The following is a 19,214-nucleotide window of genomic DNA, read 5'->3' as shown; positions in this document are numbered from 1 at the left end:
TTCGACACGATATGTCGCGTCCGCGGAGACAGTCAAGATATATCGCGAAATTGAAGAGTTCCGTACGGCGCGAAAAACCGCCCGGACGGCCCGGCCGTCGGCACAGGCCGCCCGCCGGAGATTTCTAGGAGAGGTGGCGTTCCAGGGACTCGAGCTTGGAGGTCATCCCGTCCGAGACCCCTTGACGCAGATCGGCCTTCAGCACGAGGCTCACCCGCGGCGCGACCTCGCCCACGGCGTCCACGGCGCGCTTGACCACGTCCATGACCTCGTCCCACTCGCCCTCGACGGTGGTGAACATGGCGTCGGTGCGGTTCGGCAGCCCACTGTCACGGACGACCTTGACGGCGCGGGCGACCGGCTCGGCGACCCCTTCGCCGACGCCCAGCGGGGTGATGGAGAATGCGACGATCATCGGAGAACCTCTCGGTTGACGAAGGTTCCGATCTTAGACAACAGGCGAAGAACGACCGGCGAACAGCGAAAAGCCACGACGCCTGACAACGTCGTGGCCACCGCTCAACCTCAAGCGTGCTCGTGCTCGTCTTCCTCTTCGTCGCTCGGCTCCTCGGCCGGCTCGACGCCGAGAACGGCCTCGCGGGGCTCGATCTCGCTGATGTGTTCGACGAGAGCGAGCACGTGATCCGGCTCGATCAGCCACTGCAGCGCGGAGGCCCCGGAGTCGTCGGACGAGACCAGTTCGGCCTGCTCGGTCCGCTCCTCCTCGGTGAGGTCGGAGTCGGGGTGCCGGATCTCGGCCAGCGCCGCGGCCTGCAGCGCGTCCATGTCGAGCACCTCGACGGTCAGTTCGACCGTCAGGCGCAGGAACTTCGATTCATCACTCATGGCGACGATGCTAGGGCAGCTTCCACTCGACAGGCGCCGCGCCTTGCTGGATGAGCAGCTCATTGGCCCGGCTGAACGGCCTCGAGCCGAAGAAGCCGCTGCGCGCCGACAGGGGGGAGGGGTGGGCGGACTCGACCCGCGGCACGTCGCCGAGCATGGGCGCCAGGTTGCGCGCGTCGCGGCCCCACAGGATCGCCACCATCGGCTTGTTGCGCGCCACCAGGGCGTGGATGGCCTGCTCGGTGACCTGTTCCCAGCCCTTGCCGCGGTGGGAGGCGGGCTTGCCGGGCATGACGGTGAGCACCCTGTTGAGCAGCAGCACGCCCTGGTCGGCCCACGGCGTCAGGTCGCCGTTCGCGGGCCTGGGCAGGCCGAGGTCGGTCTCCATCTCCTTGTAGATGTTGACCAGGCTGCCCGGCAGCGGCCGCACGTCGGGGGCCACCGAGAACGACAGCCCGACGGGGTGGCCGGGCGTGGGATAGGGATCCTGGCCCACGATCAGCACCTTGACCTCGTCGAAGGGCTGGTTGAACGCGCGCAGCACGTTCGCGCCCGCGGGAAGGTACTGTCTGCCTTCGGCGATTTCCTTACGCAGGAACTCGCCCATCAGGGAGATCTGCTCGGATACGGGCTCGAGCGCGCGAGCCCATCCGGCTTCGACGACTTCGTTCAGTGGACGACCGGCCATGGCCGTTGAGCTTAGCCAGGTCTGGTACGGCTCGTCCCCCAAACGTCGGGGCGAGCCGTACCAGAATGATCACGAGGCGGCGGGCTACTTCACCGAGCCGGACATCATGCCCTGGACGAAGTACCGCTGGAAGGCGAAGAACAGGACCAGCGGAATGATCAGCGACATGAACGCACCGGACGAGAGAATGTCCACGTTCGACCCGAACTGCCGCATCTGAGACTGCAGATACTTGGTCATCGGCTGGTTGCCGGTGTCGGCGAAGACCAGCGCGATGAGCATGTCGTTCCACACCCACAGGAACTGGAAGATGCCCAGCGAGGCGATGGCCGGCTTGCCCAGCGGGAAGACCACCGAGGCGAAGATCTTCCACTCCGAGGCGCCGTCCATGCGCGCCGCCTCCAGCAGCGACGAGGGGATGCCGACGAAGAAGTTACGCAGCAGGAAGATCGCGAACGGAAGCCCGAACGCCACGTGGAACAGCACCACACCGGGGATCGAGCCGAAGATGCCGGCGCCGCCGTAGAGGGAGGCGACGGGGATCAGCGCGATCTGGATCGGCACGATCAGCAGCCCGACGACGATGAGGAACGAGGTGTCGCGGCCGGGGAAGTCCATCCAGGCGAACGCGTACGCCGCCATGGCCGCGATGCCGATCACCAGGACCGTGGTCGGCACGGTGATCAGCACGGTGTTCCAGAACGAGGTGGTGAAGCCGCTGCCCAGCAGGTTGGCGTAGTTCTGGATGGTCAGCTCGGCCGGCTTGGTGAAGATCGTCCACCAGCCCTCGGCGCTGTTGACCTGGTTGGTCCGCATCGAGACGACCAGCAGGCCGAGCGTGGGCACCAGCCAGAACAGGCCGAGCAGCACCATGATCACCTGGACCGCGCCGCTGCCGATGCGATCGACGATCTTGCTGGCCAGGCTCCTGCGCGGCGCCCCGGCCTCCAGCCCCTTCGGAGCCGTAGCGGTTGCCGTGGTCACGTGTCTTCCCTCCTGAACCTGCGGATGTTCATGATCATGAAGGGAAGGACCAGAATGAGCAGGAAGATGGCCAGCGCACTGCCCAGTCCCTGGTTCCCGCCACCGCCGAACGACACGCGCCACATCTCCAGCGCGACCACGTTCGCCTGTGGCTGCACCGAGGACGGGGCGATGATGAAGACCAGGTCGAACACCTTCAGGGTATTGATGATCATCGTCACGAAGACGACGAGCAGGACCGGTGACAGCAGCGGCACGGTGATCTTGCGGAACACCTGCCACTCCGTGGCGCCGTCGATGCGGGCCGCCTCCAGGGCGTCACGCGGGATCGCCGCCAGGCCGGCCGCGATCAGCACCATGGCGAACCCGGCCCACACCCAGACGAACGCGCCGATGATGGCGGGGGTGATGAGCGCCGGGCCGAGCCAGGTCAGGCCGCCGTACGAGGCCTCGAAGTTCGACTGCGGCAGCCGTACGACGTAGGACCCGGGAGCCAGGCCGTCGAAGCGGAACGAGCCGTTCTCCGCGGTCGTGGCGGTCGCCGCGACCTGGCCGTTCTGCACCGCCTCGACGGTCATGCCGGGCAGGCCCTTCTCGGTGCCGTCGATCGCGCCGCTCTGGCCGCCGCCACCCGGCGTGAAGTCGAACCAGACGGTGCCGGACAGCCCGTCGCCCGCCGGCGCCTGCGCGGCCTGCGCGTTGGACGGCATGACGTCCGGCTTGACGCCGACGATCGGGATCAGCACCGGCTGGCCCGCCTGGGCGGGCTGCTTGGTGACGACGCCGCCGTCCTGGGCGGCCACCTGGGACTGGTCGCCCTCACGCGGGCGCGCCTCGGGGTAGCCCTGCGAGGAGGAGAACGTGTCGTGGACGGTGGTGAGGATGGCGTTGGCCAGGCCCTTGTCCGGGTTCTCCTCGTAGACGAGGCGGAAGATGACGCCGGCGGCCATCAGCGAGACGGCCATCGGCATGAACACGATCAGCTTGAACGCCGTCGCCCACCTGATCCGCTCGGTCAGCACCGCGAAGATCAGGCCCAGCGTGGTGACGATGATCGGCGCGACGACGACCCAGATGAGGTTGTTGCGGATCGTGGTGAGCATGCCCGCATCGCTGAAGATCGTGGCGTAGTTGCCCAGCCCCACGAATCCGGTGCCCACCGAGTCGAACAGGCTCCGGAAGATGGAGAAGACGATCGGATAGATCACCCAGATGCCCAGCAGCAGCGCCGCGGGCAGGAGGAAGAAGATGGCGACCGTCGGCGAGGGGCCTAGGCGTGTTCTCTTGCGGGGGGTATCAGCCGGTCCGGTGGGGGGCTCGCCCGCGGCCTCCGCCGCGGGCGAGTCCTGCCGGCCGTCCAACCGTTCGGTCACGGCCTTACCTCTTTACTTCCAGGCCTTCTTGGCCTCGGCTTCGAGCGCGTCCTGCGTGCCCTTGACGTCGGTGGGGTTGCGCAGGAAGTCCTGCAGCACCTTCCACTCGCCCTTGCCGTCGGTGCCGCCGAAGGCGCTGGGGGCCAGGTCCGACATGTCGTAGCGGACGGCGTCGCCGGCCGAGACGATCGTCTGGCCGAGCTGCTTGGTCAGCTCGTCGGGGTAGTTGTCGGGGGAGACGTTCTTGTTGGGCGACAGGTAGCCGGGCAGCTTGGCCCAGATCTCGCCACCCTCCTTGGAGGCCAGGAACTGCACCAGCGCCATGGCGCCGGGGGAGTCCTTCATGGCCACCGCGACGTCGCCGCCGAGCACGACGGGGGCGGTGTCACCGGCCTTGGGGAACGGGAAGTACTTCGCCTCCTCGCCGAGCTTGGCGCCCGACTGCACGGCCTCGACGGCCACGAAGTCGGCCTCGATCACCATGGCGGCCTTCTTGGTGCTGTAGACGTCGTTCACGCAGGTGGGGAAGTCGGTCTGGAGCGCGCCCGACGAACCGCCCGCGACGAACTCCTTCTTGCCGGCGATCTGCGCGATCTTCTCCAGCGCGGTCTTCACGCTCGGGTCGGTCCACGGGATCTCGTGCTTGGAGAGCTTGTCGTAGTTCTCCGGGCCCGCGGTGGACAGGTAGACGTTCTCGAAGAGGTCGGTCAGCGTCCAGCCGGAGGCGCCGCAGAGCGAGAACGGCGCGGTGCCGGAGTCGGCCAGGGTCTGCGCCGACTTCACCAGCTCGTCCCAGGTGGTGGCCGGCTGCACGCCCGCCTCCTCGAAGGCCGACGAGCGGTACCAGACCAGCGACTTGTGCGCCGCCTTGATCAGCACGCCGTAGACCTGCCCGTCGACGGAGCCGAGCTCCTTCCAGTACGGGGTGTAGTTGGCGTCGATCTCCTTGGTGACGTCGGCGGACAGCGGCTTGAGCGCCTTCTGCTCCGCGTACTGCTGCACCAGGCCCGGCTGCGGCAGGATCGCCACGTCCGGCGGGTTGTTTCCCTGGATGCGCGGGCCCAGGTAGGCGCCCGTGTCCTCGCCGGTGGAGGCGTAGGTGACCTCGGCGCCGGTCTTGTCGGCGAAAGCCTTGAGCACCTGCTCGAAGTTCTTCTGCTCCGCCCCGGTCCACTTGGCGGCGACTTCGAGCTTCACACCCTGGAGCGTCTTGTCGCCTCCGCCGGTGGCGGGCGCCGACGCAGACGCGGTGGGCTCGGTGGTCGTCGGCGCGTTACCGCAGGCGGCGACGGCTACCGCGAGCCCGGCCAGGATCGCTGCTGCTCTGCCTTTTCGCATGGCTTGCCTCACTGGGTTCTGATGATCTCTTCGAGTTCTGACTTCATGGAGGCCGCGACGTCGTCGGCGGACTCCGGAGAGGGGTTGCCCAGCGCCTTGGCGACCGAACTGGCGATCACCAGGCTGAGCTGGTTGTAATTGGCGCTCACCGGCCGCGCCCTGGCGGCGAGGATGCTCTCCTTGAGGACGGGCAGGTAGGGGAAACGCTTGATGAGCTCGGGGTCGTCGTAGAGCTCGGTCCACACGGGCGGGAACGAGCCCTCGGTGAGGACCCGGCGCTCGTTCTCCAGGCTCGTGAAGTAGCGGATGAACTCCTGGGCGGTGTGCTGGTGCTTGGAGTAGGCGCTGATGGCGAGGTTCGCGCCGCCCAGCGTGCTGGAGCCGGGGCCGTTGAGGCCGGGCAGCCGGGTCACGCCCAGCTTGCGGCCCAGCTCGGCCTTGGCCGGTCCGTACGCGTGCGGCCAGTTCCTGGCGAAGGCCAGCCGGCCCTCCTGGAAGGCCAGGCGCGACTCCTCCTCCTTGTAGCTCAGCGACTCCTTGGGGATCCAGCCCTCGCGCAACCCCTGGAGCAGGAAGTCGAGCGCGGTGCCGCCCTTGACGGGGTCGAGGGTGACCTCGGTTCCGTCCTGGCTGACGATCTGCCCGCCGGCCGACTGCACGGCCTCGGAGAAGTTGACCGTGAGCCCCTCGTAGGCAAGAAACTGCCCCGCATAGCCCCCTATGTTGTGCTTTTTCGTGATTTGTCGGGATTGGTGGCGAAGCTCGGCCCACGTTCTGGGCGGCTTGCGCACCAGGTCCGTCCGGTAGTAGAGCAACCCGGCGTTGCTCGTGTACGGGACGGCCCAGAGCTTGTTCTTGTAGATCGCCGTCTCCACGACGGGCGGCAGGAACCTGTCGAGCGGGAACAACCCGCGCTCCAGGGGGATGATCCAGCCGTTCTCCGCGAATTCGGCGGTCCACACGACGTCGAGCCCCAGCACGTCGTAGCGGCTGCTGCGGGCCTGGAGGTTGGCCCCGATCTGGGCGCGCTGCTCGTCGGCGGCCTCGGGCAGCTCCAGCAGCGTCACCTTCTCGGCCGGGTGGGCCTGGTTCCAGCGATCCAGCAGGGGTTGCAGGTACGCCGTGGTGTCGCGTCCGGTGGCGAACGTGATCGGGCCTGTGCCGCCCGTCCCGGTCTCGCCGCCGCCCTCGTCGCCCGTCGCCGCGCATCCGGCCGCCAGGGCGACGGCCAGCAGCACCGGCAGCGAGCGAAGCACTGTTACCTCCGCATTGGGATCGGTTTACATACGTGTTAGGTAGATGCATTCATGTTATGCACACCTGTAATCTGTAGGTCAACGGATAACTCTGTAACGCGTACGTAACATGAGCGGGGAGGTGGAGCGGTGCGGCCGCACCTGCTGGCACTTCTGGCGAAGGAGCCGGCTCATGGCTACGAGCTGAAACAGGCCCTGGAGCAGACCTTCGGCAGCGCCTATCCCTCCCCCAACATCGGTCAGATATACGTCACCCTCGGCCGGCTGGAGAAGGACGGCCTGATCAGGGTGGTCGACGTCGAGCAGTCCAACCGGCCCAACAAGAAGGTCTACTATCTGACCGCCAAGGGTCGTGAGGTGCTCGAAGCCTGGGTCGACGAGCCGACCGAGGGTCCGAGGGTGCGTGACGAGTTCTTCATGAAGCTCGTGCTCGCCCCGCTCACCGGCATCGCCGACCGGATGGCGCTGATCAGCCGGCAGCGCCGCCACTATCTGTCGCTCATGAGCGACCTCAACGACATCCTGGCCCGTACGCCCGACACGGATCGGGTGGCGATGCTGCTCATCGAAGGGGCGATGTTGCACCTGCAGGCCGACCTTGACTGGCTGGAGCGATGCCAGGAGGATCTGGCATGAGCACGGTTGTGAAAACGGTCAATCTGGTCAAAATCTACCAGGATGGCGCGGTGCCCGTGCCTGCCGTGCGCGGAGTGGACCTCCAGGTCGAGCCGGGAGAGTTCGTCGCGATCATGGGCCCGTCCGGGTCGGGGAAGTCCACGCTCGTCCACATGCTGGGCGGGCTCGACACCAGGACCAGCGGCGAGATCTGGCTCGACGGCAAGCGGGTGGACACCCTCTCGGAGAGCGCCTGGGCGCTGCTGCGGCGCAAGCGCATCGGCTTCGTCTTCCAGTTCTTCAACCTGGTCGCCAACATGACGGTCGGCGACAACGTCGAGCTGCCCGCGCTGCTGTCCGGCGCCTCGCCCAAGGTCGCCCGCGAGCGCCGCGAGAGCCTGCTGGCCGCGCTCAACCTGACCGACCGGGCCGAGGCCGCGCCCGCCCAGCTCTCCGGCGGCGAGCAGCAGCGGGTGGCGCTGGCCAGGGCGCTGGCCAACGAGCCCAGCCTGCTGCTGGCCGACGAGCCCACGGGCAACCTCGACAGCCGCAACACCCGCGACGTGCTCCGCCTGCTCGGCGAGGTGCACAAGGAGGGCCAGACGATCGTCATGGTCACCCACGACGCCCGCGTGGCGAGCCTGGCCGACCGGCTGGTGTCGCTGTTCGACGGGGAGATCGTGGACGACGGGCGCATCGCGCGCCGGCGTACGCGCACGGCCGGTGAAGTGATCGACCTCCGGTGAGCGCGTCTCTGGCGGGAAGCCGGTGGATCAAGGCCGACCTGCGGGCCAGGAAGGGCCAGGCGGTGCTGACCGTGCTGACCGTGGCCGGGATCGTGGCCGCGCTGATCACCGCGGCGACCCTGCTCGAAGACGGCACCAACCCGTGGCGCACCCTGTTCGCCCAGACCGACGGGGCCCACGTCTGGCTGCACACCAAGGACAGCCCCCAGGTGGCCCTGGGCGGCATCGACGGCGTCACCCAGACCGTGGGCCCGTACCGGTCGGCGCCCGTCACCGTGGCGCAGGACGGCAAGAAGGAGCCGGCCTCGCTGCGCGCGATGCCGGCCACCCCGCCGCAGGTGGCCCATCCCGTGGTGGCCGAGGGCAGGTGGCTCGACCCCGCCCAGCCCGACGGGGCCGTGGTCGAGCGCTCCTTCGCCGCCTCGCTGGGGCTGCGGATCGGCGCGTCGTTCACCATCATCGCGATCAGCGGCGAGCGCCACACCCTCTACGTACGCGGCATCGCCGACTCTGCCGACCAGGGCTTCTACCCCGAGTGGACGCCCGGCCTGGCCTACGTGCTGCCCATCATGCTGGACCGGATCGAGCCCATGCTCGGCCGCAGCGAGTGGGTGACCGGGCTGCGCCTGGCCGACCCCGAGGCGTCCCAGGTGGTCTCGCAGCGCGTGGTCGTCATGCTGGAGGACCGCCTCCAGCGCGTCTACACCTGGCGCGAGGTCAGAGCCGCCATGGAGCTGGACAACCGGCTGCTGGGCACGCTGCTCGCGCTGTTCGGCGTGGTCGGCCTGGTGGCCGCCGCGCTCGCGCTGGCCAACGCGGCCGGCGGCCGGGTGCTCGGCCAGCTGCGCGACCTGGCCACGCTCAAGTCGATGGGCTTCACCCGGGGCCAGATCGCGCTGCTGCTCCTGGTCGAGCACGGCGCCCTGGGCCTGCTGGGAGTGGCGATCGGCGCGCTGGCGGGCTGGGGCGTGATGGCGGCGATGCTCGGCGCCACCTCCGTGGCGCCCATCCCCGTGCTGGCCATCGTCGCGGGCACGGCGCTGACGGTGCTGGCCGCCGTCGGGGTACCGGCGTTGCGGGGCGGGCGCACGCCGCCCATCCCCGACGTGCCCACCGCGCCGCCCAGGGGCCGCCTGTCCCGGCTGGCCCGGCTGGCCCTGCTCGTCCGCCTGCCTCCCGCCCTCGTGCTCGGCACCAGAGACGCCTTCACCCGGCGGGTGCCGGCCTTCCTGACCGCGTTCGGCCTGGCCGTGCCGATGATGATGATCACCATCGGGCTCGGCGTGTGGGCCACGCTGGACAACTTCCTGGCCCATCCCGAACAGGTGGGCCAGCACGCCGGCCTCTACGCCAGGCCGGGCAAGATCGAGGCGGCCGAGGCCGAGCGGCTCGTCAGGGCCGACAAGGACGTGGCCGCCGTCTACCCGGGCACCGACGTCAACGCGCTGGCCCCGGGCGAGGCCCGGTCGGTCAGGGTGCGGGCGATCGGCAGCTCGACGCAGCCGTACCCGTTCCCCGTGGTCGAGGGCCGCGAGTACGGCCGCCAGGGCGAGGCGGTGGCCGGCCAGGGCCTGCTGGACCTGTTAGGGGTCAAGATCGGTGACCGGGTGCGGCTCACCGTGGGCGGCACCCCACTGATCGTCAGGATCGTCGGCAGGACAGTCGAGCCCGAGCAGGACGGCGAGGTGCTCTCGGTGGGGCTGGACAGCCTGGCGGCCAAGGACTCGGTGCCGCCGGAGTTCTACGCGCTGGCCCTCAAGCCGGGCGCCGACCCGTCGGAGGTGCGCGGCCGGCTGCTGGCGGAGTCGAAGGAGGGCCTGGACGTGCAGGCCGCGGTCAACCCGGCCGACCGGCTGGCGATCATCAGAGTGGTGATCGTGGCGCTGATCGCCGTGCTGACCCTCATCGGCCTGGCCAACCTGCTCACCGCCAGCGCGCTCGGCCTGCGCGACCACGCGTTCGACCTGGCCGTGCTCAAGGCCATGGGGCTGACCCCGCGCCAGGTCATGGCCACGCTCGTGACCGGCACGGGCCTGCTGGTCGTGCTCGGCATCGGCGTGGGCGCCGCGGCCGGTGTCTCCGTCGTCACCGGCCTGATCGACCTTCAGGGCCACACCAGCGGGGTCGGCGCGGGCATCGGCCGCGCGCCGTCGCCGCTGACGGTGACCGTGACGGTGCTGGTGGCCGTGGGCACGGCGCTCGCGGTCGCGCTCATCCCGGCGCGCCGCGCGGCCCGTGCCCAGGTGCCCGTCACTTCTCGGTGAGGTTGTCCTCGGGCTTCTTCAACGCGAACCAGTAGAAGCCGTGCCCCGGCAGCGTCAGCAGGTAGGGCAGCTCCCCGATCGACGGGAAGGGCACCCCGCCCCGCGCCTCGACCGGCGTCATGCCCTCGAACCGGCGCAGGTCCAGCTCCACCGGCTGCGGGAACTTCGACAGGTTGTTGACGCACAACATCACGTCGTCGCGGTCCTCGCGCACGTAGGTGAGCACGCAGGGGTTGGACGACCACATCTCGGTGTACGCCCCGACGCCGAACACCGGGTGCCTGCGCCGGATCTCCAGCATCTTGCGGGTGAAGTGCAGCAGCGACCCCTCATGACGCTGCTGGGCCTCCACGTTGACCGCCTGGAACCCGTAGATCGGGTCCATGACCGCGGGCAGGTAGAGCCGTCCCGGGTCGGCGGAGGAGAACCCGGCGTTGCGGTCGGGGCTCCACTGCATCGGCGTGCGGACCGAGTCGCGGTCCTCCAGCCAGATGTTGTCGCCCATGCCGATCTCGTCGCCGTAGTAGATGATCGGCGAGCCCGGCAGCGACAGCAGCAGCGCGGTGAACAGCTCGATCCGGTCCCTGTCGTTGTCGAGCAGCGGGGCCAGCCGCCGGCGGATGCCCAGGTAGGCCCGCATCCGCGGGTCCTTGGCGTACTCCTTGTGCATGTAGTCGCGCTCTTCCTCGGTCACCGTCTCGAGCGTGAGCTCGTCGTGGTTACGCAGGAAGATGCCCCACTGCGCGTGCTCGGGCAGCTTGGGGGTGAGCGACATGATCTCGGAGATCGGCTCCCTGGTCTCCTTCTTCACCGCCATGTAGATGCGCGGCATCAGCGGGAAGTGGAAGGCCATGTGGCACTCGTCGCCCCCGGTGGTGGGGTCGCCGAAGTACTCGACCACGTCCTCCGGCCAGCCGTTGGCCTCCGCCAGCAGCACCCGGTCGGGGTAGAGGCGGTCGACCTCGGAGCGCACCTTCTTCAGGTACGCGTGCGTCTCCGGCAGCCCGGAGCAGGCCGTGCCCTCCCGCTCGAACAGATAGGGCACCGCGTCCAGCCGGAAGCCGTCGATGCCGAGGTCCAGCCAGAACCGCAGCACCTCCAGCATGGCCTCCTGCACCGCCGGGTTGTCATAGTTCAGATCCGGCTGGTGGTGGAAGAAACGGTGCCAGTAGTACTGCTTGCGCACCGGGTCGTAGGTCCAGTTGGACTCCTCGGCGCCGATGAAGATGATCGGCGCGTCGGGATAGCCACCAGGATGGTCCGACCACACGTAGAAGTCGCCGTACGGCCCTTCGGGGTCGTGCCGGGACGCCTGGAACCAGGGGTGCCGGTCACTGGTGTGGTTCATCACGAGGTCGGTGATGATCCGCAGGCCGCGCTCGTGCGCCGCCTCGATCAGCTGCACGAAGTCCCCCAGGTCCCCGAAGTCCGGGAGGATCTTCATGTAGTCCGAGATGTCGTATCCGCCGTCGCGCAGCGGGGACTCGTACAGCGGCAGCAACCACAGGCAGTCCACGCCGAGCCACTCGAGATAGCCGAGCTTCTCGATGAGACCGCGCAGGTCGCCGGTGCCGTCGCCGTTGGAGTCCTTGAACCCCCGGACGAGAACCTCGTAGAACACCGCCCGCTTGTACCAGGCTGGATCCTCCGAGACGAAGGCCTCGGAGATCGGCTCTGATATTGGGGATGCGTTGATCATTATGTCGCTCACAGGAAGAGATGTGGGCAGGACGAAGTCACCGGTTGCCCCGGCGTTGTTATCTGGTGACCGCGCCGCGTGGAGTCGTCATCCCTGCGAACTCCATGCCCTCGGACGGAACCTGATTTGTGATCTGGTGCCCGTTTGTGCGGCGCTTACGGGCCGAACACTACCAGCCCGTTGGCTTTCCGGAACCCGCTTCTGCTGTGCGACGGTTAATACCCGGGAGATCCGTATGTAATCGCCCTGTTACCGAGAGTTCACTAGAAAGGTGTGGCCAGGTCCGAGAGGTCGCCTTCGAAGTCGTTCAGCCACAGTCCGAACAGCACAAGACCGCGCACCCAGAATCGATCGTTCCAGCCGTTGAACCTGGTCAGGGCGTCCGGCCCGCCGGCGACCACCTCGTGCAGCTCGTCCGACAGCAGCCCCGGCACCCGGCTCACCACGACCTCCAGCATGCGGTGCGCATAATTTCGGGCAGGCGCCGCCGTGGAACGCAGCGGCACCCGCCGCAGCGGCTGCTTGACCACGTTCGTGGAGGGCAGGGCGGCCACCCGAGGGTTGGCCGCGTGCAGCACCTCGCGGTAGAAGCGGCCCTTGTCCTTGCGGGCCACACCGACCGACAGCGCCGCGTCGAAGAACTCCGGATGGATGAACGGCGCCGCGAACGACGCCTCAGGGCCCACCAGGTTGACCGCCGAGCGCGCGATGCCCCGCACGGTTCTGGTGTGCAGCACCGACAGGGGCAGCTCGGCCCGGTGCCCGTGCAGCATGGAGGTGGCGGTGGCGAACTGCTCGCGTACGGTCTCCTCCATCCACTGGGCCGCCGCCTTGGACAGGAACGGCTGCGTCGGCTGCCCGAGCGACAGCGAGCCCAGCACGGCCGCCGAGCGCTCCTCCTGCGTGGTGGCCTCCAGGGCGGCCCCGCTGACCATGAAGTTCTTCAGCAGCGGCCCTCCGGCCAGGCCGTCGACCAGGATCCGGCCCGCGCCGTGCACCTCCTTGGCGAAGGGCGCGTACCAGGCGTGGTGCGGGGTCAGGTATTCGAGTCTGCGCGCCACCTCCATCGCGTCCTCGGGGTAGGCGGCCGCGTCCTGGGTGATCACCCGGTGCGCGATGCCCAGCTCCCTGGTGATCGACCTGGCGAACGCGATGTCGGTGTCGGTGCCGTCGTCGGGACTGGTCGTCCACGACTCCACGTCCATGCCCCTGGCGCTGGCCACGCTCGCCAGCAGCCGCGAGTCGTAGCCGCCGCTGACGGGCACCAGGAGCTTGCGGCCGTCGTAGTCCTCGTAGACCCGGTGCAGCAGCTCGACGATCTCTTCCGGGCTGATCCACCTCTCGAACGGCTCCGTGCGCAGCCAGCGCGGCAGCAGCCGCTCCGTGGACAGCCGGCCGTCCTCGCAGACCAGCGCGCTCGCCCCCGGCAGGCGCTTGATCTCGCTGTACGGCGTCGCCTCGCCCAGCGGGAAGGTGACCTGGAGGATCGAGGCCCACGCCGACCAGTCGATCGCGACGGGCACCAGGTTCAGCAGGGGCTGGATCAGGGAGGAGAAGTAGACCGCCTCGCCCAGGCGCACGTAGTAGAGGTCGACCAGGCCCAGCGCGCCGGTGTGCAGCGTCACCCGCCGCCCGTCGCCGATCAGCCCAGGCGTCTCGTACGTCTCCGCGACCGTGATCCACTCGTCGGCCGCCTTGGGCCTGCGCTCGCCCCAGGCGAACGCGAAGGCGTGGCCCGCGCGGTGGTACGGCGGCAGCGGCATGGAGCTGTACAGCGTCGCCTCGGGCGACTGCAGGGCCGGAAGCACCTTCGGCCCTGAGGCTGTCAGCTTGCCGAGTACGGCGGCGTCGATCCGGCCGAGAGCGCCACAGATATAGGGCCTTACATTGAACTGCACCGGATCTCATCCCTTCGAGACGCTTCCCGCAGAAGAGTATCCTTTGCCGGGCTGAGAGAGCGGAGGTCCAGTGTCCACAGAGCTTGAAAGCACGCGCCGGGCGTTGCGTGAGGCCGTGTCCCAGGCCGAACGGGCGGCCGAGCTGGCCAGGCTGCTGGACGCCGCCCAGGCCAGGCTGGCAGCGGCGGAGCAGCATGCCGAGGAGGCCAGGACGCTGGCCGAGCAGCTGAGCGAGGCCGAGGAGCGGCTCGCCGCCGAGCAGGCGGCGGCCGACAAGCTGCGCAAGGAGCTGGCCGAGCAGCGCTTCCAGGCCGAGGTGGCCAACTGGAAGCTGTCGTCGATCAAGGTCGCCCGCTGGAACCGGCTCGGCGACGCGATCAAGAGCGGCAAGAGCAACCCGGTGCGCCTGGCCAGAGGCCTCAAGGGCGCCGCCAAGCCGGTCAAGCGGCCCAGCGCGCCCAAGCGCAGGCCCGTGGCCGCCGGCAAGCCCAAGGACGAGCGCCCAGGCGCGGGGTTCCAGGCCACCAGCACCACCAGGACGCTCGGCGGCGCCTCCTTCAAGCTCAAGCCGTTCCGGGTGCCGACCGGCCCCAACACGCGCCCGCACCTGACCGCCGCGGTGATCGCCGACCCGCACGCCGAGGCGCTGCTGCGCTACGAGTGGCGGCAGACCACCGGGTTCACGCCCCGCGACTTCGCCAGGGTGCTGCCCCTCGAAGTGCCCCACCTGCTGGTCGTCGAGTCCGTCACGCAGGGCCCGTGGGCCGGGGAGATCACCGGCGAGCCGGGCGAGGGGCTCAAGGCGTTGCTCGCCTGGTGCGCCGAGCGCGGCATCCGCACGGTCTTCTGGCACACCGGCGGCGACGTGGCCGCCTACGCCGCCGCGGCCGACCTGTTCGAGCACCGCTTCACCACCGACCTGACCGTGGCCTGGCCGCGGCTGCAGTTCGGGGTGCAGCCCCGGGTGCACAACCCGCTGCCGCTGGCCGGGGGCCGCATCGACCGCGTGCTCACGCTCGACCAGCTCCTGCCGGGCCACCTGGCCTACCCCGACGTCCTGACCTCCTACCGCTGGCCCGCCGCCGCCGACTGCCCGCCGGGCACCCCGCAGTGGCGGCTGGCCGAGATCGCGGCCTGCGGCACGCCCATCGGCACCGAGGACGACTCGCGGCGGGCGCACGTGGCGCTGCGGCGGGCGTACTCGATGGGCACGATGAGCGAGCGCATCGACGAGCTGCTCGACGCCGTCGGTCTGCCCAGCGCGCGGCCCACGCTCAACACCTCCGTGCTGCTGCCCATCCTCGACCCGTTCCTGATGGAGCACGCGCTCGCCCAGGTCGCCAGGCAGTCGGGCGTCGACCAGCTCATCGTCATCGGGCCGCCGGAGGCCGAGCTGCGGGCCCGCGACGTGCTGCCGGACGTGGAGGTCATCTACCGCCGCCCGCAGCCGGCCATGACCGAGGGCGCGATGCTCGACGCCGGCATCGACCTGTGCGAGGCCGACCTCGTCGCGGTCATGGACCCGCGCGACGTCTACGGCCCCCACTACCTGTCGGACCTGCGCCGGGCCTTCCTGTTCAGCACCGCCGACATCGTCGGCAAGGCGGCCTTCTACGCCCACCTGCGCAAGCCCCAGGCCACACTGCTCAAGCAGCCGGACGCCGAGTACTCCTACCTGCCCGAGATCACCGGCGGCACCCTCCTGGCCAGGCGCAACACCCTGCGCGAGCTGGGCTTCGCCGACCTCACGGAGGGCTGGGACGAGGTCCTGATGCGGCAGTGCCGTACGGACGGGATCAAGGTGTTCTCCGCGGACCGGTTCGGCTACGTGCGGGTGCGCGACGAGGACCGCTGGCTGCTCGGGGCGGCCCACCTGGTCGAATACGGCTCGGCCGAGCCGCACGCGCTCATCTAGAGTCGTCCGCATGACGCCCGAGGAGCTGGCCGCGGTGCTCGGGGAGCCGCCGGCCCCCGAGGGCACGTGGGAGCGCGAGGCCGTCTACGTCTCGGCCGCCGCGCTGCGGCGGGGCCTGGACCCGGGGGAACTGGCCGAACGGGTGCGGGCGCTCGGCGGGGTCGGCTCGGTGGAGGTGCGCGGGAAGGGGTTCCTGCGGATCGTCGTGACCGTGCCGGGCGACCTGCTGCGGTCGGCGCCCGTACGCCCGCCGTTCTCGCCCGCGTGGCCGGACTTTCCCCGTACGTGGGACAACCCCGGATTCGTGGTCCGGTACGGGCACACGCGCGCCTGCGCCGCGCTGAGGTGGGCCGGCGAGCTGGGGGTGCCCGAGTCCGGGTTCGCGGCCGGGCTGCTCGACGACCCCTGGCACCGCCGGGTGCTGCGGGCGCTGGCCGAGCTGCCCGGACGGCTGGTCAGCAGGGAGCCCGGCTGGGAGAGCTACCTGCTGCGGCTGGCGCTGGCCTATCACGACGCTCACGAGCGGGCTCCGGCCGTTCCGGTGGGGGACGAGGAGCCGGGTCCTGTGCACACGGCGCGGGTACGGGTGGCGGCGGCCGTGCGCGAGGTCCTGCCGGGCCCGGACCGCCTGTAAAGGATCACAAAATATCCGGTTAAACGGCGAAAAAGCGTAAAAATATCCCTTCCAGGGCGTGATCGCGTCTCGATACGTGGTCACAGGGTCATGGCTCACTGGCGCTTCCGATAGCCTCGATCGGGTGAGTCGATTCGCCCACCCCGCCGGGGACCGGCACGCCGAGATGCTGCCGCACGAGCGCCCGCCGCTGGCGCCCGCCGACCTCAACCGGATCAACCCCTCGATCTGGCCCCGAACGTCGAGCCGGGCGGAAGGCGCGCTCACCGTCGGCGGCGTGGACGTGCGCGACCTGGCCCGCGACCACGGCACCCCGCTCTACGTCATCGACGAGGACGACGTGCGCTCGCGCATGCGCGACTACGCGACGGCGTTCGCCGGCTCCGAGGTCCACTACGCCGGCAAGGCGTTCCTGTGCAAGGAGATCGTGCGCTGGCTCCAGGACGAGGGCCTCGGCCTCGACGTGGCCAGCAGCGGCGAGCTGGCGGTCGCGCTGAGCGTCGGCTTCCCGGCCGGGCGCATCACCATGCACGGCAACAACAAGTCCAAGGCCGAGCTGGCCAAGGCGCTGGAGGCCGGCGTCGGCCACATCGTGGTCGACTCCTACGACGAGATCGCCAGGCTCGGCTACCTCGCCGAGCAGATGGGCAAGCGGCCCAAGGTGATGGTCAGGGTGACCACCGGGGTCGAGGCCCACACGCACGAGTTCATCGCCACGGCCCACGACGACCAGAAGTTCGGCCTGTCGCTGAACTCGGGGGCGGCGGCCGAGGCCGTGCGCCGCATCCTCGCCATGCCGCAGCTCCAGCTCGTCGGCCTGCACTCCCACATCGGCTCCCAGATCGTCGACACGGCCGGGTTCGAGGTGGCCGCGCGCCGGCTGGCCACGCTGCTCGTCCAGATCAAGGACGAACACGGCGTCGTGCTGCCCGAGCTCGACCTCGGCGGCGGCTACGGCATCGCCTACGTCGACGACGACGAGGCCCCCGACATCAAGGAGCTGGCCGACGGCCTGCGCGAGATCGTGGCCAAGGTCTGCGTGGACGCCGGCCTGCCCGTGCCCCGCCTGACCGTCGAGCCCGGCCGCACCATCGTCGGCCCCGGCGGCATCACCCTCTACGAGGTCGGCACCATCAAGGACGTCGAGGGCCTGCGCACCTACGTGAGCATCGACGGCGGCATGAGCGACAACGTGCGCACCGCGCTCTACGGCGCCGAATACACCGCCGCGCTGGCCAGCCGGGCCAGCGAGGCCGAGCCGATGCTCAGCCGCCTGGTCGGCAAGCACTGCGAGAGCGGCGACATCATCGTGCGCGACTTCCACCTGCCGGCCGACCTCGCCCCCGGTGACCTGATCGCCGTGGCCGCGACCGGCGCCTACTGCCGCTCGCTGGCCAACAATTACAACTACCTGCCCAGGCCCGCCGTGGTCGCCGTCTCAGGCGGCGTCTCCCGCGTGATCGTGCAGGGCGAGACCGAGGACGACTTGTTGAGGGGGCAGCTGTGAAACCGCTGAAAGTGGCTCTGCTGGGCTGCGGCGTCGTCGGGTCTCAGGTCATCAGGCTCATGCACGAACAGGCCGGCGACCTGGCCGCCCGCGTCGGGGCCCCGCTGGAGCTGGCCGGCGTCGCCGTGCGCAGGCTCGGCCGCAAACGCGACGTCGAGGTCGACCCCGCGCTGCTGACCACCGACGCCGAGGCGCTGGTCACCCGCGACGACGTCGACATCGTGATCGAGGTCATCGGCGGCATCGAGCCCGCCCGCTCGCTGATCGTCTCCGCCCTGTCCAGGGGCAAGTCCGTGGTCACCGCCAACAAGGCGCTGCTGGCCGCCGACGGCGCCACGCTGCACGAGGCCGCCAGGACCGGCCGCGGCGACCTCTACTTCGAGGCCAGCGTGGCCGGGGCCATCCCGCTGCTGCGCCCTCTGCGCGAGTCGCTGGCCGGCGACCACGTCAAACGGGTGCTCGGCATCGTCAACGGCACCACCAACTACATTCTCGACAAGATGGACTCCACGGGCGCCTCCTTCACCGACGCCCTGGAGGAGGCCCAGACGCTCGGTTACGCCGAGGCCGACCCGACCGCCGACGTCGAGGGCTTCGACGCCGCCGCCAAGGCCGCCATCCTGGCCGGGCTCGCCTTCCACAGCCGCGTGCGCGCCGAAGAGGTGCACCGCGAGGGCATCACCGACATCACCGCCACCGACGTCGCCTCCGCCAAGGCCATGGGCTACGTCATCAAGCTGCTGGCCATCTGCGCCCGCTCCGACGACGGCCGTTCCTTCGGCGTGCGGGTCCACCCGGCGATGATCCCGCGCTCCCACCCGCTGGCCGGGGTGCGCGAGGCGTACAACGCGGTCTTCGTGGAGGCCGAGTCGGCCGGGCAGCTCATGTTCTACGGCAAGGGCGCCGGCGGGGCGCCGACCGCCTCCGCCGTGCTCGGCGACCTGGTGGCCGTCGGCCGCAACCGGCTGGCCGGCACGCGGGGGCCCGAGGAGTCCACCTACGCCGACCTGGCCGTCCACCCGATGGGCGACACCGTCACGCGCTGCCACGTGGCGCTCGACGTCGCCGACAAGCCGGGCGTGCTGGCGCGGGTGGCGGAGCTGTTCGCCAAGCACGACGTGTCGATCCAGACCGTGCGCCAGGAGGGGCACGGCGATGACGCCCAGCTCGTCATCGTCACCCACCGCGCCACGGACGCCGCGCTGACGGCGACCATGGAGGGGCTGCGCGAGCTCGACATCGTGCGGGCGGTGGCGAGCGTGATGCGGGTCGAGGGCGACGAGTAACGCGCGGGTCCCGCGGCCCGTGTTCGCCGGTCGCGCGGAGAGAAGTGGCGTCCGCACGCACCGGTTCGCGCAGCGAGATGGCGGTCGCGTTCACCGGTCGTGAACGAGGGCGGTGTCCGCGTCCGCCGGGTGGTGGAACGGGCGTAGGGTAGGCGCCGATCGGTT

At 69.9% G+C, this 19,214-nt stretch carries 16 protein-coding genes; 7 read left to right on the top strand and 9 right to left on the bottom strand.

What is annotated here, in order from left to right; all coding sequences use genetic code 11:
- Positions 1–124: 124 nt before the first annotated feature.
- The 7 genes from OIE67_RS38025 to OIE67_RS37995 form a co-directional block, all read right to left on the bottom strand.
- Positions 125–415 (bottom strand): MTH1187 family thiamine-binding protein, encoded by a 291-nt coding sequence (locus tag OIE67_RS38025; RefSeq protein WP_106248119.1) that lies wholly within the window; start codon positions 413–415, stop codon positions 125–127.
- Positions 416–525: 110 nt separating this feature from the next.
- Positions 526–846 (bottom strand): hypothetical protein, encoded by a 321-nt coding sequence (locus OIE67_RS38020; RefSeq protein ID WP_326629599.1) that lies wholly within the window; start codon positions 844–846, stop codon positions 526–528.
- Between the two features lie 10 nt (positions 847–856).
- Entirely contained in the window at positions 857–1,534 is a 678-nt protein-coding gene (locus OIE67_RS38015; RefSeq protein WP_106248123.1) for a uracil-DNA glycosylase, read from the bottom strand.
- Positions 1,535–1,618: 84 nt separating this feature from the next.
- Complete coding sequence (locus tag OIE67_RS38010) at positions 1,619–2,518, bottom strand: carbohydrate ABC transporter permease (RefSeq protein ID WP_326629597.1); 900 nt, start codon at positions 2,516–2,518, stop codon at positions 1,619–1,621.
- A complete protein-coding gene (locus tag OIE67_RS38005) occupies positions 2,515–3,891 on the bottom strand; it encodes an ABC transporter permease (RefSeq protein WP_326629594.1) in 1,377 nt (458 codons plus the stop codon). Before OIE67_RS38005 ends, OIE67_RS38010 begins: the two co-directional genes overlap by 4 nt.
- 12 nt (positions 3,892–3,903) lie before the next feature.
- The gene (locus OIE67_RS38000) at positions 3,904–5,229 is read right to left on the bottom strand and encodes an ABC transporter substrate-binding protein (protein WP_106248128.1); all 1,326 of its coding nucleotides are present in this window, start codon (positions 5,227–5,229) and stop codon (positions 3,904–3,906) included.
- Between the two features lie 8 nt (positions 5,230–5,237).
- Positions 5,238–6,485 (bottom strand): ABC transporter substrate-binding protein, encoded by a 1,248-nt coding sequence (locus OIE67_RS37995; protein WP_245956292.1) that lies wholly within the window; start codon positions 6,483–6,485, stop codon positions 5,238–5,240.
- 129 nt (positions 6,486–6,614) lie between these two features.
- Here OIE67_RS37995 and OIE67_RS37990 point away from each other — a divergent pair, with 129 nt between their 5' ends.
- Genes OIE67_RS37990 through OIE67_RS37980 form a run of 3 tightly spaced genes read left to right on the top strand, consistent with a single transcriptional unit; the run spans position 6,615 to position 10,110 of the window.
- Positions 6,615–7,121: a PadR family transcriptional regulator gene (locus tag OIE67_RS37990; protein WP_106248129.1), complete on the top strand. Its 507-nt coding sequence runs from the start codon at positions 6,615–6,617 to the stop codon at positions 7,119–7,121.
- On the top strand, positions 7,118–7,846 hold the full coding sequence (locus OIE67_RS37985; protein ID WP_106248131.1) for an ABC transporter ATP-binding protein: 729 nt from the start codon (positions 7,118–7,120) through the stop codon (positions 7,844–7,846). The genes OIE67_RS37990 and OIE67_RS37985 overlap by 4 nt, the downstream gene beginning before the upstream one ends.
- The gene (locus OIE67_RS37980; protein ID WP_326629588.1) at positions 7,843–10,110 is read left to right on the top strand and encodes an FtsX-like permease family protein; all 2,268 of its coding nucleotides are present in this window, start codon (positions 7,843–7,845) and stop codon (positions 10,108–10,110) included. Before OIE67_RS37985 ends, OIE67_RS37980 begins: the two co-directional genes overlap by 4 nt.
- On the opposite strand, the gene treS is transcribed toward OIE67_RS37980, so the two are convergent.
- Together treS and OIE67_RS37970 are read right to left on the bottom strand one after the other, a co-directional pair.
- Positions 10,097–11,809 (bottom strand): maltose alpha-D-glucosyltransferase, encoded by a 1,713-nt coding sequence (treS, locus tag OIE67_RS37975; RefSeq protein WP_106248134.1) that lies wholly within the window; start codon positions 11,807–11,809, stop codon positions 10,097–10,099. The genes OIE67_RS37980 and treS overlap by 14 nt on opposite strands.
- Positions 11,810–12,072: 263 nt before the next feature.
- A complete protein-coding gene (locus OIE67_RS37970) occupies positions 12,073–13,707 on the bottom strand; it encodes an asparagine synthetase B family protein (protein WP_326629585.1) in 1,635 nt (544 codons plus the stop codon).
- A 70-nt stretch (positions 13,708–13,777) separates the two neighbouring features.
- On the opposite strand from OIE67_RS37970, the gene OIE67_RS37965 reads away from it, so the two are divergent.
- From OIE67_RS37965 to OIE67_RS37950, 4 genes are all read left to right on the top strand, one after another.
- Positions 13,778–15,622, top strand: a complete 1,845-nt coding sequence (locus OIE67_RS37965) for a hypothetical protein (RefSeq protein WP_326629583.1) — start codon at positions 13,778–13,780, stop codon at positions 15,620–15,622.
- Between the two features lie 10 nt (positions 15,623–15,632).
- The gene (locus tag OIE67_RS37960) at positions 15,633–16,256 is read left to right on the top strand and encodes an anticodon-binding protein (RefSeq protein WP_326629582.1); all 624 of its coding nucleotides are present in this window, start codon (positions 15,633–15,635) and stop codon (positions 16,254–16,256) included.
- Between the two features lie 124 nt (positions 16,257–16,380).
- Positions 16,381–17,763, top strand: coding sequence for a diaminopimelate decarboxylase (gene lysA, locus OIE67_RS37955; RefSeq protein WP_326629581.1), 1,383 nt, complete (start codon positions 16,381–16,383; stop codon positions 17,761–17,763).
- Positions 17,760–19,049, top strand: a complete 1,290-nt coding sequence (locus OIE67_RS37950; protein ID WP_326629579.1) for a homoserine dehydrogenase — start codon at positions 17,760–17,762, stop codon at positions 19,047–19,049. The genes lysA and OIE67_RS37950 overlap by 4 nt, the downstream gene beginning before the upstream one ends.
- Positions 19,050–19,214 lie beyond the last annotated feature (165 nt).

It is taken from the genome of Nonomuraea fuscirosea (assembly GCF_035917475.1).
GTDB lineage: Bacteria > Actinomycetota > Actinomycetes > Streptosporangiales > Streptosporangiaceae > Nonomuraea > Nonomuraea fuscirosea.
This window is presented reverse-complemented; position numbering and strand designations above follow the sequence as displayed.